This window comes from Sporolituus thermophilus DSM 23256, assembly GCF_900102435.1.
GTDB lineage: Bacteria > Bacillota > Negativicutes > Sporomusales > Thermosinaceae > Thermosinus > Thermosinus thermophilus.
The window spans coordinates 186,269-200,455 of record NZ_FNBU01000003.1 but is presented as its reverse complement, the minus strand read 5'-3'; the positions used below and the strand labels follow the sequence as shown (position 1 = coordinate 200,455).

The 14,187-nt window shown below is 54.4% G+C and carries 16 protein-coding genes; 3 read left to right on the top strand and 13 right to left on the bottom strand.

Annotated elements, in window-relative coordinates; genetic code table 11:
• Nucleotides 1-511: 511 nt before the first annotated feature.
• The 12 genes from lysS to panC all read right to left on the bottom strand — a co-directional run bounded on the left by lysS (nucleotide 512) and on the right by panC (nucleotide 11,053).
• Nucleotides 512-2,008, bottom strand: a complete 1,497-nt coding sequence (gene lysS / locus BLQ99_RS03480) for a lysine--tRNA ligase (RefSeq protein WP_093688180.1) — start codon at nucleotides 2,006-2,008, stop codon at nucleotides 512-514.
• Between the two features lie 26 nt (nucleotides 2,009-2,034).
• Nucleotides 2,035-2,514: a transcription elongation factor GreA gene (gene greA, locus BLQ99_RS03475; protein ID WP_093688178.1), complete on the bottom strand. Its 480-nt coding sequence runs from the start codon at nucleotides 2,512-2,514 to the stop codon at nucleotides 2,035-2,037.
• A gap of 200 nt (nucleotides 2,515-2,714) precedes the next feature.
• Complete coding sequence (locus BLQ99_RS03470) at nucleotides 2,715-3,809, bottom strand: saccharopine dehydrogenase NADP-binding domain-containing protein (protein WP_093688176.1); 1,095 nt, start codon at nucleotides 3,807-3,809, stop codon at nucleotides 2,715-2,717.
• Nucleotides 3,810-3,821: 12 nt separating this feature from the next.
• On the bottom strand, nucleotides 3,822-4,727 hold the full coding sequence (locus tag BLQ99_RS03465) for a quinate 5-dehydrogenase (protein ID WP_093688174.1): 906 nt from the start codon (nucleotides 4,725-4,727) through the stop codon (nucleotides 3,822-3,824).
• 16 nt (nucleotides 4,728-4,743) lie between these two features.
• Entirely contained in the window at nucleotides 4,744-5,265 is a 522-nt protein-coding gene (locus BLQ99_RS03460; RefSeq protein ID WP_093688172.1) for a transcriptional regulator, read from the bottom strand.
• 127 nt (nucleotides 5,266-5,392) lie between these two features.
• Nucleotides 5,393-6,355 carry a hypothetical protein gene (locus BLQ99_RS03455; RefSeq protein ID WP_093688170.1) on the bottom strand — a complete coding sequence of 321 codons (963 nt, stop codon included), beginning with the start codon at nucleotides 6,353-6,355 and terminating at the stop codon, nucleotides 5,393-5,395.
• A gap of 9 nt (nucleotides 6,356-6,364) precedes the next feature.
• Nucleotides 6,365-7,318 (bottom strand): tRNA dihydrouridine synthase DusB, encoded by a 954-nt coding sequence (gene dusB / locus BLQ99_RS03450; RefSeq protein ID WP_093688168.1) that lies wholly within the window; start codon nucleotides 7,316-7,318, stop codon nucleotides 6,365-6,367.
• 65 nt (nucleotides 7,319-7,383) lie between these two features.
• Nucleotides 7,384-8,151, bottom strand: a complete 768-nt coding sequence (locus BLQ99_RS03445) for a type III pantothenate kinase (protein WP_093688166.1) — start codon at nucleotides 8,149-8,151, stop codon at nucleotides 7,384-7,386.
• A gap of 53 nt (nucleotides 8,152-8,204) precedes the next feature.
• Nucleotides 8,205-8,756: a biotin transporter BioY gene (locus BLQ99_RS03440; RefSeq protein WP_093688164.1), complete on the bottom strand. Its 552-nt coding sequence runs from the start codon at nucleotides 8,754-8,756 to the stop codon at nucleotides 8,205-8,207.
• Nucleotides 8,757-8,769: 13 nt separating this feature from the next.
• Nucleotides 8,770-9,744, bottom strand: a complete 975-nt coding sequence (locus BLQ99_RS03435; RefSeq protein ID WP_093688162.1) for a biotin--[acetyl-CoA-carboxylase] ligase — start codon at nucleotides 9,742-9,744, stop codon at nucleotides 8,770-8,772.
• A 66-nt stretch (nucleotides 9,745-9,810) separates the two neighbouring features.
• Nucleotides 9,811-10,194, bottom strand: a complete 384-nt coding sequence (gene panD, locus BLQ99_RS03430; protein WP_093688160.1) for an aspartate 1-decarboxylase — start codon at nucleotides 10,192-10,194, stop codon at nucleotides 9,811-9,813.
• Entirely contained in the window at nucleotides 10,175-11,053 is an 879-nt protein-coding gene (panC, locus tag BLQ99_RS03425) for a pantoate--beta-alanine ligase (RefSeq protein WP_093688158.1), read from the bottom strand. The genes panD and panC overlap by 20 nt, the downstream gene beginning before the upstream one ends.
• Nucleotides 11,054-11,332: 279 nt before the next feature.
• Here panC and BLQ99_RS03420 point away from each other — a divergent pair, with 279 nt between their 5' ends.
• From BLQ99_RS03420 to BLQ99_RS14875, 3 genes are read left to right on the top strand one after another with little or no spacing between them, the layout of a single operon-like run.
• Nucleotides 11,333-12,010 (top strand): response regulator transcription factor, encoded by a 678-nt coding sequence (locus BLQ99_RS03420; protein ID WP_093688156.1) that lies wholly within the window; start codon nucleotides 11,333-11,335, stop codon nucleotides 12,008-12,010.
• The gene (locus tag BLQ99_RS03415) at nucleotides 12,007-13,422 is read left to right on the top strand and encodes a sensor histidine kinase (RefSeq protein WP_093688154.1); all 1,416 of its coding nucleotides are present in this window, start codon (nucleotides 12,007-12,009) and stop codon (nucleotides 13,420-13,422) included. The genes BLQ99_RS03420 and BLQ99_RS03415 overlap by 4 nt, the downstream gene beginning before the upstream one ends.
• Nucleotides 13,423-13,424: 2 nt before the next feature.
• A complete protein-coding gene (locus BLQ99_RS14875; RefSeq protein WP_171904580.1) occupies nucleotides 13,425-13,595 on the top strand; it encodes a hypothetical protein in 171 nt (56 codons plus the stop codon).
• A gap of 24 nt (nucleotides 13,596-13,619) precedes the next feature.
• On the opposite strand, the gene BLQ99_RS15030 is transcribed toward BLQ99_RS14875, so the two are convergent.
• The gene (locus tag BLQ99_RS15030) at nucleotides 13,620-13,964 is read right to left on the bottom strand and encodes a hypothetical protein (protein ID WP_216093621.1); all 345 of its coding nucleotides are present in this window, start codon (nucleotides 13,962-13,964) and stop codon (nucleotides 13,620-13,622) included.
• Nucleotides 13,965-14,187 lie beyond the last annotated feature (223 nt).

Genomic DNA, 14,187 nt, shown 5'->3' with positions numbered 1-14,187 from the left:
ACAAAACCGCAGCCAAAAGAAAAAGCAGGTCCGCCTCCTACACCACGGCGGCCTGCCCCGGATCACCCTTGGCGTAAGGGCTTCCGAATACCAAACACCGGAAGTAATTATACGCCAGACCGCACGAAAACGGAAGTACTGGGTTAAAAAGGAGTATTTATCAACCCTTCAACCTTAACATTGACTTTCGATGGCCGCGGTCAAGGACGCCTAACAGGCGAGCGTAGCTTTTATCCTTGACCGCGGCCAGAAGAAAGTCTAAAATCCAGACCTGGGTTGATTACAAAATACAACAAGTGTGACATTTTCATAGACCAATTTAGGTGACATTTTCACAGACTCTTGACACAGCGCATTTCTTATTTTAACCACGCCGCCGGTGCATAGATATGTTAGCATAGGCAAACATGGCTTGTCAAGGGCATACAAGCCATATTGTCAAAATAGACAAAAATTTGCGATACTTGGCCGAATAAATACTCCCCTCCGGTCGACCGAAGGGGAGCTAGCATTAACCTTCGCGGTGACGCATATGGGGGAAGAGAATGACATCGCGAATGGAATAACTGTCGGTAAGAAGCATAACCAGCCGGTCGATGCCGATACCTAAACCGCCGGTGGGCGGCATGCCGTATTCAAGCGCGGTCACATAGTCTTCATCCATCATATGCGCTTCATCGTCACCCGATTCCCGCTGCGCTACCTGGGCAAGGAAACGCTCTTTCTGATCAATGGGGTCATTAAGCTCAGAAAAGCCATTAGCCATCTCCCGGGCGAAAATAAAGGCTTCAAACCGGTCGGTAATGGCCGGGTTGTCCTTGTTGCGTTTGGCAAGCGGCGAAATCTCCACCGGATGGCCGATGATAAAGGTAGGCTGTATCAGGTGTTTTTCCGCGACTTCCTCGAAAACATTGTTAAGGATATTGCCAATACCGTCCTTTTTGTCGTAGGCTACGCCAAGACGGTCTGCGATGGCCCGCGCTTCTTCCACCGTCTTGACTGTTGAAAAGTCGACACCGCTGTATTTCAAAATGGCCTCCGGCATTGTCATGCGGGTCCATGGCGGTGTAAGGTCGATCTCCTGCCCCTGATAAGTTATTTTCGTCGTTCCCAGGACATCCAGCGCCACCTGAGCAATGATTTCCTCGGTAATTTTCATAATGTCCTGGTAATCGGCATAAGCCTGGTAGAGTTCCATTAGGGTAAATTCCGGATTATGCCGGATAGAAATGCCTTCGTTGCGAAAGACCCGGCCGATTTCATATACTCGCTCAAACCCGCCGACAATAAGCCGCTTTAAATACAGCTCAGGGGCAATACGCATATATAAGTTCATATCCAAAGCATTGTGATAGGTAATAAACGGACGCGCCGCCGCCCCGCCGGCGATCGGATGCATCATCGGCGTTTCGACTTCCAAAAACCCTTTATTGTCCAGATAGCGGCGCATTGCCTGAATAATACGGCTCCGCAATATAAAAGTGTTGCGCACCTCAGGATTGACGATCAAATCCAAGTAACGCTGGCGGTAGCGCGTTTCTACGTCTTTAAGGCCATGCCACTTTTCCGGCAACGGTCGGAGCGACTTGGCCAAAATTTCAAAACTGGTCGCCTTGACGCTTGTTTCGCCTCGTTGCGTCTTGAAAACAACGCCCTCAACGCCAATAATATCGCCGATATCCAGGAGGCGGAAAAAGTCGTAAGCGGCTTCACCTAACACATCCTGCCGAAAATACACTTGGATGCGGCCGGACATGTCCATTAAATGGGCAAACGTAGCCTTGCCGTGACCGCGGATCGCCATAATCCGGCCGGCCAGACGGACGGTCTGCCCTTCCAGCGCGGCAAAACCGGCCAGAACATCAGCAGCATGGTGGCTAAAATTATATTTGCGGCCATAGGGCTCAACGTCCTGAGCCGCAATAGCCGCCAATTTTTCGCGTCGCACCCGCATCAGTTCATTTAAGTCTTCTTGGGTTTGTATCGGTTGTTCCATTTTTTCTGCCATGTACTCTCCCCCATGATTAGCAAATATTAGCTCCGTTTAATCTCTAAAATTTTGTATTTCAGTATGCCGGCGGGAACATTCACTTCGACAACGCTGCCCACTTTCTGGCCCATAATTGCCTGGCCTACCGGCGATTCATTGGAGATCTTGAACTCCATCGGGTCGGCCTCCGCCGAGCCCACTAACGTATATTCCAGTTCGTCACCAAACTCAAGGTCCTTCAGGACAACGGTAGAGCCAAGTGTTACCGTATCAGTGCTAATCTCGCCTTCGTCAATCACTTTAGCGTTGCGCAACATTTTCTCCAGGGTGAGGATTTCCCCTTCAATGAAGGCCTGTTCGTTTTTTGCGTCCTCGTACTCTGAGTTTTCACTGATGTCGCCAAATTCGATGGCTTGCTTAATGCGCTCGGCTACCTCGCGGCGACGCACCGATTTGAGGTGTTCCAGTTTCTGCTCTATCTTCTTCAAACCATCGACGGTAAGAATTGTCTGTTTTTCCGCCATGTATCTTTGCTCTCCTTTTCCCTGATAATCGGTACAAAAATCTATTTTATTCTATTCCTTTCCTGCACTTTTTGACTACGACCCAAGACGGCAATATAAATAGTGTCAAGTTAAACACTTGACACTTTTTATCACTCAGGAATAAGGCCCTGATATTATGCCATTAATTATAGGTCGTTTCCATGACTTTGTCAATATTTTCAAATTCTTTTTTCTCCCTCACCTCGTTGTTTCGCCGCAGCATTTGCTTTAATTGCCGTAATTTCTTCCGGTGTCAGCGCCCGCTCGAAGCTGCGGAAGCCGGCCAGCTTAAAACCATGCTTACGCGCCAATTGTTCGATAAGCTCGACTTGCTTAACGGTTAGGTCGCGACCCAAAGTAAAGTTTTCGTACCGTCCTTCGAGCGCCAAAATCATCGTCTCGGCCATGCAGGCATAGGCTGTCTTGGGCGGGAAGCCAAAATTCAGGCCAAAATTTACGTCCCCTGGCACTTCCACCACACCGCCTTCGATGACCAAAACGTCATTGCGCATTTCGGCGACACGGCGCGAAACATTGCGCGGGCGGGCCACATCACAGACGATGGCACCCGGCTTTAAATCCTCCGGTTCAATAATGCTGTCAACAGCGCTTGTTACGGCAATCACTACATCGGCTGTTTTTAGAGCGGATTTAGTATTTGCCGTTATGCGCGCGGCTAATCCGGTAGAACGAAAAATTTGTTCAGCAAGTTTTTCCAGTTTTTTTTCATTGCGCGCTACTAACGTCAGATAGCGGGCCTCCCGCGCCATGATTTGGGCGCAAGCCGCACCAATGGAACCGGTAGCGCCCAAGATAACAATATTGGCGTGCGCGATATCCTTGCCCATCAGCTTCGCCGCCTGCCGAACGCCCTCCAAAGCCGTCGCTACGGTGTAACTATTACCGGTAGTAACCGCAATATTTAAATTCTTGGCAATCGTAATTCCGGCATCGCCGACAACCGAGGTAAAGGCCCCCAGGCCGACGACTTTAGCCCCTAATTTTTCAGCTACTTTACCGGCCTTAATAATTTTTTTTATGACGTAAGGCTCCGGCATTTCCAGCATCTGCCGCGACGTAAGCGGACAACCCACAAACCATCCCTGCGCCTCGGCATGATCAGAAACGACACCCGTTATCTCGGAAACTTTAAACGGCGGTATGTATTTCATTATGCCTTCCACAAAGCGATCAGGCCAATTCTTAGCGAAGGGAAATTTGCGGCTAAAATCCTTGGCCGTGAGCGGGTGGATAATAAACGCAAATTTTTCCAAGCCAATCCCTCCTTACGGATTCAGCCTTTTTACGGTCGGCTGAATACCCATCTCGTTAAGTATTCGGTCATAATCTGCAGCTGTTAGCTCTTCCGGCCGTTTCCCGGCCAGCGCAACGGCCACTCCCTCCAGCACATTGGTGCCGAAAGACCGCCCGCCCATATCGGGGGTTGTCGTTACCAGCGTCGCTACGCCCCGCTCCCTAAGCAGCGCTTCGTCCTCGCCTGTTATCGTGTTGGTGATAACGGTTTTGCCGGCAAGCGACGGCGGCATATAGCGGCGAATAAAGTGAAAATCGCCGGCCACAACATCCGCTTCCGTAAAATAACGGCTAAACCGCGGCCGGGTAGAAAGCTGCCGGTCACCAGTCGGATAAAAGAAACTAACCGGCAATTGGGTTATAACCGGCGCCACTACTTTGGCCAAACGGGCCAGACCGTCCAAACTGCGGATGGGCAGCGGCAGCCCCAGTCCGAATAAGAGATCGCCAAAAACAACAGCGCTGCCGGCGTTAACCAGCGCTTCCGCCAAACCAAAGCGGTCGACGGCGCAAACTACCAGTACCCTTTTCCCTTGGAACCGATAAACTTCATTTTCTTCCAAAAACTTAACCACCCGCCGCTCCAGCGTGTTCTTGACGCCGCTACCATCGACAATGGGCGTTTTTTGAGCGGCCGCGGCGATCTGCGCGGATTCGCGGAAAGTGTAGCGCCGGTTGCCGGCATAAATGTACAGGTCTGTGCCCCCCAGGCCAAAAGCATCAACTTGGCCGTCTAACAGGCGGATGAGTTCAATCGCTTTTTGTTTGTCGCCGTCGGTGCCAATCCGTTCAATGGAAAAGGTCTGCCCGGCAAATTGCTGGATGGTCTTGTGGTTGCGCCGGGAAGAACCCAAACTAACGCTAATTATGCGTTTCATCACAGTTGCCTCCTGCTCAGTACCTGAGTTGGCGGATGATGGTCCGAAGGTCTTCCGGATTAACATACCGGTCATCCGCAATGGGCGACTCGCCAATTTGAATGCCGATTACTTCTTTGTCCAGCAGCGTTTCAACCAGTTTAATGCGCATATTGGAACCTAAAATGATAACAATATCGTATTGGCGCAGCAGCGCGATCATTTCCGTTATCTGGTTAAATAGCTCCACGCCTGTCTTGCTTTCCACAAAATGCCACCGCTCCTGCTCGGACATGAGCAGGCAGTAGTCAATCCCTTCCTGCCGGGCTACCGCCTCCAGTTCAGGGCAGTTTTTAATCGGAAAGCCAATGAGGGCAATGCGCGCCCCCTTTCGTACCTCCCCGATCGTTTCCAGCCGGGAAACAAATGTGCGGTCGATCCCCAACTGGTTGGCCACTTCTTGCTGGGACATGCCTTGGCCGCGCAGTTCCAGGATCTGGTCAATCACCTGGTGAATTTTCTGTCGATTGACGATTTTATCGCCAATGCGCCGCAGCATGGTTTCATCTCCTCGCCATAGTATATGTGCACAAACTTGTTCACATACATATTGTACCAATTTTTTCACTACAGCTCAACGACTGCCATTTTGCCAACTACCGTGAAAGTAATAAAAAAACGGGGCGTTAGCCCCACGGTTCAAAGGGAAACCGGCTAATTACCTTTTTGCACGTCTCAACTTTAAGCGGCGTATCGTCATGGCTCATGCCCTTTTTCAAGCCTTGCAGCATCCTGAGTCCCTGTTGCATCGTCAAACCCAAGTCCTGGGTAAGCTGCGACATCGTCGACCGCCGGGCGGCGGCCAGCGACGCGTCCAGCGATTTACCGGCCCGTACGTTTTCGACAAACTCTTTCGCCAAGTAGAAATGGGCCAGGTTAGTCATTGGATTGCCGCACACGCCGCTTGACGTAACGCCCAAAAACTCGGGCATAGTGTATTTAATGCTAAATTCCAACGTCTGTTTAAGCTCATCCGTTTCCCTGGCAATGGAATCGAGCAGCGTCCGGACCGAACACAGGCCGTATGCTTTCAGGGCCCGGATGATAGCATGCTCGATGGTATGAGCCTGTTCCTGTTCGACTAGGCCGCCCAGATTGGCCGTTATCCTTACTTCTTCACCAGTCATTAGGTCGGTACCATAGATAGTTACCGGAATGTCGCTCTTATCGCGAAATTCGGTATAACCACCCGCCGGCGACCAACCCGCCCCGGAAATGACCGGATACTCCTTGCGCATCCCTCGCAGATCAAGCACTTCCACAGAGCTGGAAAAAACATAGCCCCCTGCCGTACGCAAGCTGTGCCAGCGCGCATGTTCCCGGCCTTCCAGGACCGCCAGCAGCACCGCCCGTTCCTGGCCATGCTCGCAAATAACGGTATGCTGCCTTATGTCTACCAGCCGGGCCAGTACGCCTACCGGGTAAAGCGACTGGCTATCCATCACCCAAGGACAAATGAGCAAGTCGCGGCCCACCCCGAGTTCGGCCAGCATTTTCCCCTGTTCCATGGCGAACATGCCAGCGATTGTCCCGCCATGGGGTCGCGGTAGCACACCGTTGGCTACCGGTAAAATCAGCATGGGTGGCATTAGCATCACCTACAGAAACTCACTGATTATGGTCTGAAAATCTTGACGGGTTTCCGCCCGGTTGAACCGTCGCCTAAGTTCCGCCGCATTGGGCAGACCCTTGGTATACCAGGCAGCGTGGCTGCGCATCTCCCGGGTGCCGATATATTCACCCTTATATTCGACCAGCATATCAAGATGACGGAGCAGCATGCTAAACCGCTCCCGGGGCGTCGGGCCAGGCAAAATTTCGCCGGTAGCCAAGTAGTGGGCCACCTGTCTGAGCAGCCAAGGATTTCCTTGCGCTCCCCGCCCTATCATTATGCCATCACAGCCTGTTTCCGTCAACATCCGCGCCGCATCCTGGGGCGTGCGCACATCGCCGTTGCCATTGACCGGAATGGTAACCGCTTCCTTTACCGCCCGAATAATCGACCAGTCGGCCTGGCCGGCATAAAACTGTTCCCGGGTCCGCCCGTGCACGCTGACCGCACTGGCCCCGGCCCTTTCGGCCAGCCGGGCGATTTCCACGGCATTAACCGATGACTCATCCCACCCCTTGCGCATCTTCACCGTTACCGGCACCTCTACCGCCTCCACCACACTGGCGATGATGCGGTAGGCCAGTTCCGGCCGGCGCATCAGGGCTGCGCCCTCGCCGTTCTTGACGATTTTGGGGGTGGGACAGCCCATGTTGATATCGATGATATCAGCGCCGGCCTGGGCGACGATGCGAGCGGCGGCGGCCATGCTTTCCGGGTCGGAGCCGAATATTTGAATGGCTACCGGCCGCTCGCGCTCGTCGATCCGAATAAGGCTTAAGGTGTTGGCGTTATTATAGAGCAGTCCTTTATCGCTCACCATCTCGGAATAAACCAGTCCACAGCCCATCTCTTTGGCTAAAAGCCGAAAGGGTAAATCGGTCACCCCGGCCATGGGTGCCAAAATCACCGGATTGGCTAGTTCAATCGTACCGATCCGCATCCTCTCACCCCTTGTTAGTATGTACTGAAAACAACAGGGGCAACCCGAAGGTTGCCCCGCGTTAGTCAGGCGCGGTTGCGTTCGTAGATGATCCGTAATCCCTCTAAAGTGAGGAGCGGCTCGACTACATCAATGGTACGCGATTCCTGAGCGATGAGACCGGCCAGCCCGCCAGTGGCGATTACCCGCGCATCACCACCCAACTCTTCTTTCATGCGGCGGACGATTTCGTCCACCTGCCCGACGAAGCCGTAAATAATACCAGACTGCATACTGGTAACCGTGTTGCGGCAAATGACCGTTTTCGGTTTTAGCAGTTCGATCCGCGGCAATTTTGCCGCCCGCTGGAACAGCGCCTCGGTCGAAATGCCAATACCGGGGGCAATGGCGCCGCCTAAGTAGTCGCCGTTTTCCGCAATAGCGCAGAAAGTGGTGGCCGTACCAAAATCAACAATAATCGATGGCCCGCCGTACTTGGCGTACGCGGCAATGGCATTGACAATACGGTCAGCACCCACTTCCCGCGGGTTTTCATACTTAATGGCAATCCCTGTCTTGATACCGGGACCAACCACCAACGGTTCAAGGCCGAAATAGCGCTGTGCCATACGGGTTAGCGGTGCCATAACCGGTGGTACTACCGAAGAAATGACAATGGCCTGAATTTGCTTCATGTCAAGGCCCCGGAAGCTGAACAGGTTGTGAATGAGCATGCCGTACTCGTCCGACGTTTTTTGCCGGTCGGTAGACACCCGCCAGTTCACCACCAGCTTATCGCCGTCATATACCCCAAGCACAATATTGGTGTTGCCGACGTCAAAAACCAACAGCATATAGATTTTTGTCCCCCTGTAAATTCTTGCAGTAATTTTTCCACTTCGTATTTTCAGTCTATATAGCCGGCCCGCAGCAGCGCCCGGCGCACTTTTACCCCAATATAAGCTGCCATCACACTTTTGATGACGTCAAAGGGGATGAAGGGCAACACAGCCAGGCTAATCGCTTTGTCCCACGTCATCGGCTTATGTAAAAAATATTTAAAGCTGGCCATGAACCCCATAAGGCCAAGGGCGTAAGCCGTCACCAGACCAGCCAGCATCGCGCCGGCGGCGCGCCAGACCGACAGCTGGGTCCGCTCAGTCAACAGCCCAACCAAATAAGCGCACACCATAAATCCCACTAAAAAACCGCCCGTAGGACCGGCCAGCACGGCCACCCCGGCCTTGCCCTGGGCAAACACGGGCAGCCCGAAACAGCCGAGCAAAATCCATACGGCCACGCTAGCAGGAGCCCAGCGGCTACCGAGAATGACCCCGGCCAGCATGACAAAGAAGACTTGCAGCGTATGCGGCACCGGGCCGAGCGGTATCGAGACCTGGGATCCTACCGCTAACAGAGCGGCGAATAAACCGGTTAAAACCATGTTACGAATTGGCATAGACTCCTCCTGCTCATGTGGGGGGACGGATGGAGACATCACCGGCCAAAACGCGGCGCACGCCTTGACCGGTATCTACCAGCAGCGCCCCCTCGTTGTCGATGTTTACTGCAATTCCCGTAAAGGTTTCTCCTGGCGCCAGAACGTTAACCTGCTGGCCGAGCGTAATGGAGAGCTTTCGCCACTCGTCCAGCACCGGGTCAAATCCCTGGCTCACGGCCAAACAATAAACCGTCTCCAGTTCGGCCAGCACCTCAGCCAGTAGCGCCAAACGCGATACAGGACGGCCGGCCGCAGCGGCCACGGAGGTGGCGATGTCGCGCAGTTCGGGGGGAAATTCGTCGGGCGCAATGTTCACGTTGATGCCCATGCCTATGACCACATAGTTGATGGCATCCATCTCGGCACTCATCTCGGTGAGTATACCCACCAGCTTTTTGCCCTCATACAAAATGTCATTCGGCCATTTAATGCCGCACGGCGCATCCGTCACCTTATGGATCGCCTTTGTCAGGGCAACGGCGGCCATTAACGTACATTTCGGCGCATCCAGAGGATGAAACGACGGCCTGAGCACCACCGACAGCCAAATGCCTTTGCCGAATGGCGAAAACCAGCCGCGGGCCAAGCGCCCCCGCCCGGTGTTTTGCGCTTCGGCAACGACAATCAGTCCCTCCGGGCAGCCTTCGGCGGCCAACCGTTTCGCCTCATTGTTGGTCGAGCCAATTTCGGCGAAATAGCGTATTTCTTTGCCAAACACCGTCGTTTTGAGCCGGGCGGCAATTTCCGCCGGCAACAACAGGTCGGGCGCTTGGCGGAGCGAATAACCAAGCCGCGAATGGGCCTCAATATCATATCCTGCGTTTTTGAGCGCCTGGATATGTTTCCAAACGGCGGTGCGCGATACCGCCAGCTGTTTAGATATTTCCTCGCCCGAAACATAGTGGCCGGCATGCTGGCGCAGCAGTTCCAAAATGCGCGTTCGCACAGCGCTACCTCCCCTGTAGATTGTCACCTTTATCATAAGCCGAAGTTAACGCTATGTCAATTCCTGTTAGCCAAATTCGCCGTGCCGCTCTTGCCGCTTAGTTTCAACAATACGATTGGCATCATCCAGGAATACTACGGTCGGCCGGAAAGTGCGCGCCGCGGTTTCATCCATCATTGCATAAGTAATAATTATTACCTTATCACCCGGTTGGACGAGTCTAGCCGCCGCGCCGTTTAAGCAAATCGTCCCCGATCCCCGCTCACCGGCTATGGCATAGGTTTCAAAGCGAGCGCCGTTATTGATGTTTACTACTTGCACTTTCTCATTGACGAGAATATCGGCGGCATCCATAAGGTCTTCGTCGATGGTGATGCTGCCCACATAATTGAGGCAGGCCTCGGTAACAGTCGCGCGGTGCAGTTTGGACTTAAAAAGCGTGCGAAACATGCTGCGTCTCCTCCCAGAGTAAATTATCAATCAGCCGCGTTTTGCCGATTTTTACCGCCAGCGCCACCAGCGCCGGTGCGCGGACAGTGTCGAGCTCCTCCAGCGTCTCGGCGTCGCTGACCGAAATATAATCAATGGTTGCCAGCGGCTCACGGCTAATTAACTCCCGCATGGCCGCAATCAGCGTCGCGGCGGAACGTTCGCCGGCGTCAAGCTTCTCTTTCGCCAGCTTCAGTGCCCGGGACAGTACCAGGGCCGCCTGCCGCTCGGCCGGCGCCAGATAGACGTTGCGCGACGACATCGCCAGGCCGTCCGGCTCGCGCACGATCGGCACCGTCACTATGCGAACATTCATGTTCAGGTCACGGACCATGGTGCGGATAACAACTACTTGTTGGGCATCTTTTTGGCCGAAATAGGCTGCATCAGGTTCAACGATGTTAAACAGTTTCGTGACCACGGTAGCAACACCCCGGAAATGGCCGGGCCGGGACGCGCCGCACAGCCGCTCGGTAACGCGGCGCACATCTACAAACGCCAGCATATTTTCGTAGCCCCGGGGATACATTTCCTCCACTGGCGGAGCAAACAGCACATCCACGCCGGCTGCGGCGGCAAGCCTACTGTCGCGGTCCAGATCGCGCGGATAGACGGCGAAGTCTTCGCTTGGGCCGAACTGCAATGGGTTAACAAAAACGGTGGCGACAACCACATCCTGCTCCGCCTTGGCCCGGCGCATGAGCGTCAGATGTCCCTCGTGCAGGTACCCCATGGTCGGCACCAAGCCGATGGTCTTGCCCTGACGGCGCAGCTCCCGAACCAGTTTTTTAACCTCATCAATACGGGTAACAAGTTGCACTTTTAATGCCTCCTTACGAATAAAAACGCCTTCTTGCTCCAAGACAAGAAGGCGCAGATTTCCTATGCCGAAAACTCTCTGTCCCTTCCGTCTCAGTCCCTCTGGGCTCTAAGCGGGGTGAGGAAAACACTATGCAATTGGCGAAGTTTCCCGGCCAGGTGTGGCTCACGGCGATGCCACCCTTGCTTTTTGGGGAAAAGCTATAAAGGAAAAAGTTTGTCCATAACTAATTTTTATGATAGCACTTTTTTCTCAGCCCAGCAAGCCGGAGGTGACAAGATGTCTGTCAAAATTTTGCTTGCCGACGACGAGCCCAGCATCTGCGAGGTCGTGCGGCTGTATCTCGAACAAGAAGGCTTTACGGTATACACGGCCGGCGACGGCGAAGAAGCACTGGCAATCGAGACAAGCCACCGTCCTGATTTACTGATTCTTGATATCATGCTGCCCAAATTATCGGGGTGGGATATCTGCCGCGCCATCACCCGTCAGGCGCCGGTCATCTTTCTGACCGCCAAAAGCGCCGAGTACGACATAATCACGGGGTTCTCCCTTGGGGCCGATGATTATGTGACCAAGCCGTTCAGTCCCCGCGAACTGGTGGCCAGGGTTAAGGCGGTGCTTCGCCGGAGCGGCTTACTTTTCGATAGCGGCGATGCCCTTTCCTTTCCCGGCCTGACAATCCATCCCGCCGCGCAGACGATAATCTGCGGCGGGCAGACCGTTAGCCTGCCGCCCAAAGAATTTGACCTCCTCCTCTTCTTGGCCCGTCATCCCAAAGTAGCCTTTTCCCGTGAACAACTGCTCACCAATGTCTGGGGTTACGATTATAACGGCGACGACCGCGCCGTCGACGCCGCCGTTAAGCGGCTGCGGCAAAAACTTAGCGCCGCCGACTACCATTATATCCATACCGCCTGGGGTGTCGGCTACAAATTTGAAGTGGTGCCAAAATGAGTCGCTCCATTTTCGGCCGCTTATTTCTTTCCCATGTCGCCGTGATCTTATTGACAACCTTGGTTCTTGGATTGTTTATGTCTTATCTGGTGCGGAATCATGCCGTGCGGACCAAACAAAGCGACCTGCTGGTCAAAGGCAGGGTTGTCAGCCAGCTCTTAGCCCCTGACCTGCGCCAGGGGCGCGTGCCGTCTGCTGAACAGTTACAGGAACTTGAACAACTCGCCGGCGCCACACTGTGGCTTATTGACCGCGAAGGCCGGGTTATCGCCGGCACCCCGCCCAACCGCTGGGCGAAGGCTTTCCCCGAGGCGGCCGACGAGCTATCCGCCCTTTTTGCCGGCGAGGCCCAAACGTGGGTGCGCACTTCCCGCCGCCAGACCGACCGCTCCATCGTTGTTGGCATTGCGGTACCGGGAGCGAACCCACAAACCGCCGTCCTGCTTTACGCTTCAATCACCGGCGTTAATAAAGCGGCGCAGGCGGTAGAAAAGCTTCTTCTTTACTCCCTCGGCATCGGCATCCTGGCGGCGCTGGCCTTTGCCCTGGTCATGGCCCGCGGCCTTACCCGCCCCGTTGCTGACATCAGCCTGGCAGCCGCCCGGTTTGCCGGCGGCGACTATACCAGCCGGACCGGCGCCACCGGCGACGACGAACTCGGTCGTCTCGGGCGCACTTTTAACGCGATGGCCGAAGCACTGGCCCATGCGGAAGAAAACCGCCGCAAGTTCCTGGCCGACGTTACGCATGAACTTAAGACACCGGTCGCATCCATCCAAGCCATGGCGGAAGCGCTGCAAGACGGACTCGTCAAAGACACCGACCAACAGCATCGCTACTTAGGCACAATTGTGGGCGAAGCAAAGCGCATCGACCGGCTGCTCCGCGACCTGTTGGCCCTGGCCGAACTGGAAGCAGGCGCCCTGTCCATTGTCAAAGAGCCCCTGGACTTAGGCTACTTTTGGCACGAGCAAGCCGACCGGCTGGCCCCCCTGCTTTCAAGTAAAAATCTAACCCTTAATCTTCGTCTGCCCAACCAACCGGCGGTAGTGCTGGCCGACCCCGACCGGCTGGCGCAGGTAGCGCTCAATCTCATCACCAATGCGGTCCGCTACGCGCCGGCTGGGTCAAACATCGACGTGACCATCACTCTTTCGCCGCCGAACGCGTCTTTTACCGTCCGCGACTATGGGCCTGGCATCCCCGCAGCCGACCTTCCCCATATCTGGGAACGGTTTTACCGCGTGGATAAAGCCCGGACCCGTGCCGCCGGCGGTACCGGTCTCGGTCTTGCCATCACCCGCGAACTTGTCCGGTACATGGGTGGCGAGACTATTGCCGAAAGCACGCCGGGCCAAGGCGCGGCCTTTACCGTCACCCTGCCGCTGGCCGGTCACATTAGGCGGTCATAAATTTGTCACAACCGTCCGCTACAATAAGACTGGCAACCAGACACGACCTTCTCCGCCAAGGCTATAAGCCCCGCGCCGTAGCCATGGCCAGCCTGCTGGCGCAGGACGCCGGCAAACCGGTCCAGGACGTTATCAAAATGAAAATAATAAATGGAAGCAGGTCAAAAGAATAAGGGATAAATAGTAAGGGAGAGTCATTACGGCTCTCCCTCTTCGTCATCTTCTCGGGTTGACTGGAACTGCTCTAGGAACAGCGTCCCTTTGTCCAGCGTTTTGATAATTTCCCACGACTCGACGATTGCTAAGGCCGTGCGATAGTCATATCCCACCCCCATCAAGTAGGCAATCATTGCCGTTTCAAACAGAACATGGCGGGTATTGGTCGCCGTAAGCTCGTTCAGCCCATGTCTCACCACCGGCTGCAGCTCTAGCAACAGGTAGCAGGGATTAACGGCTTGGAGGGGGTTAACAACCGGCAACAAAGGCATCACCGGCCCGGCCGGGAGTTGACGCAAGCGTTTAAAGAGAAATCTTCTGCCCACAATAAAAACTCCTTTCACCTTCTTATGTCAATATATCATATGCGGTGAAAGGAGGTTTGGTAACTAGGGTAACAGCCGCCGCGGCGCTCGCGCTACAGTTCTCGACCCGGCCGCCACGGGTAATCACGGGTAATAATGATGATTACTTCACTCATGGCGCATACCCTTACGGAAAAAACTTAATTGAAAAGGCAAAACGGCAGGTCTGGAGCCTGCCGTCCAA

Excerpts from the sequence above, each read along its gene's own strand:
- lysS (WP_093688180.1), bottom strand. The coding sequence starts at position 2,008 with ATGGCAGAAAAAATGGAACAACCGATACAAACCCAAGAAGACTTAAAT.
- greA (WP_093688178.1), bottom strand. The coding sequence starts at position 2,514 with ATGGCGGAAAAACAGACAATTCTTACCGTCGATGGTTTGAAGAAGATA.
- BLQ99_RS03465 (WP_093688174.1), bottom strand. The coding sequence starts at position 4,727 with ATGAAACGCATAATTAGCGTTAGTTTGGGTTCTTCCCGGCGCAACCAC.
- BLQ99_RS03460 (WP_093688172.1), bottom strand. The coding sequence starts at position 5,265 with ATGCTGCGGCGCATTGGCGATAAAATCGTCAATCGACAGAAAATTCAC.
- BLQ99_RS03455 (WP_093688170.1), bottom strand. The coding sequence starts at position 6,355 with ATGCCACCCATGCTGATTTTACCGGTAGCCAACGGTGTGCTACCGCGA.
- dusB (WP_093688168.1), bottom strand. The coding sequence starts at position 7,318 with ATGCGGATCGGTACGATTGAACTAGCCAATCCGGTGATTTTGGCACCC.
- BLQ99_RS03445 (WP_093688166.1), bottom strand. The coding sequence starts at position 8,151 with ATGCTGTTGGTTTTTGACGTCGGCAACACCAATATTGTGCTTGGGGTA.
- BLQ99_RS03440 (WP_093688164.1), bottom strand. The coding sequence starts at position 8,756 with ATGCCAATTCGTAACATGGTTTTAACCGGTTTATTCGCCGCTCTGTTA.
- panD (WP_093688160.1), bottom strand. The coding sequence starts at position 10,194 with ATGTTTCGCACGCTTTTTAAGTCCAAACTGCACCGCGCGACTGTTACC.
- BLQ99_RS03420 (WP_093688156.1), top strand. The coding sequence starts at position 11,333 with ATGTCTGTCAAAATTTTGCTTGCCGACGACGAGCCCAGCATCTGCGAG.
- BLQ99_RS03415 (WP_093688154.1), top strand. The coding sequence starts at position 12,007 with ATGAGTCGCTCCATTTTCGGCCGCTTATTTCTTTCCCATGTCGCCGTG.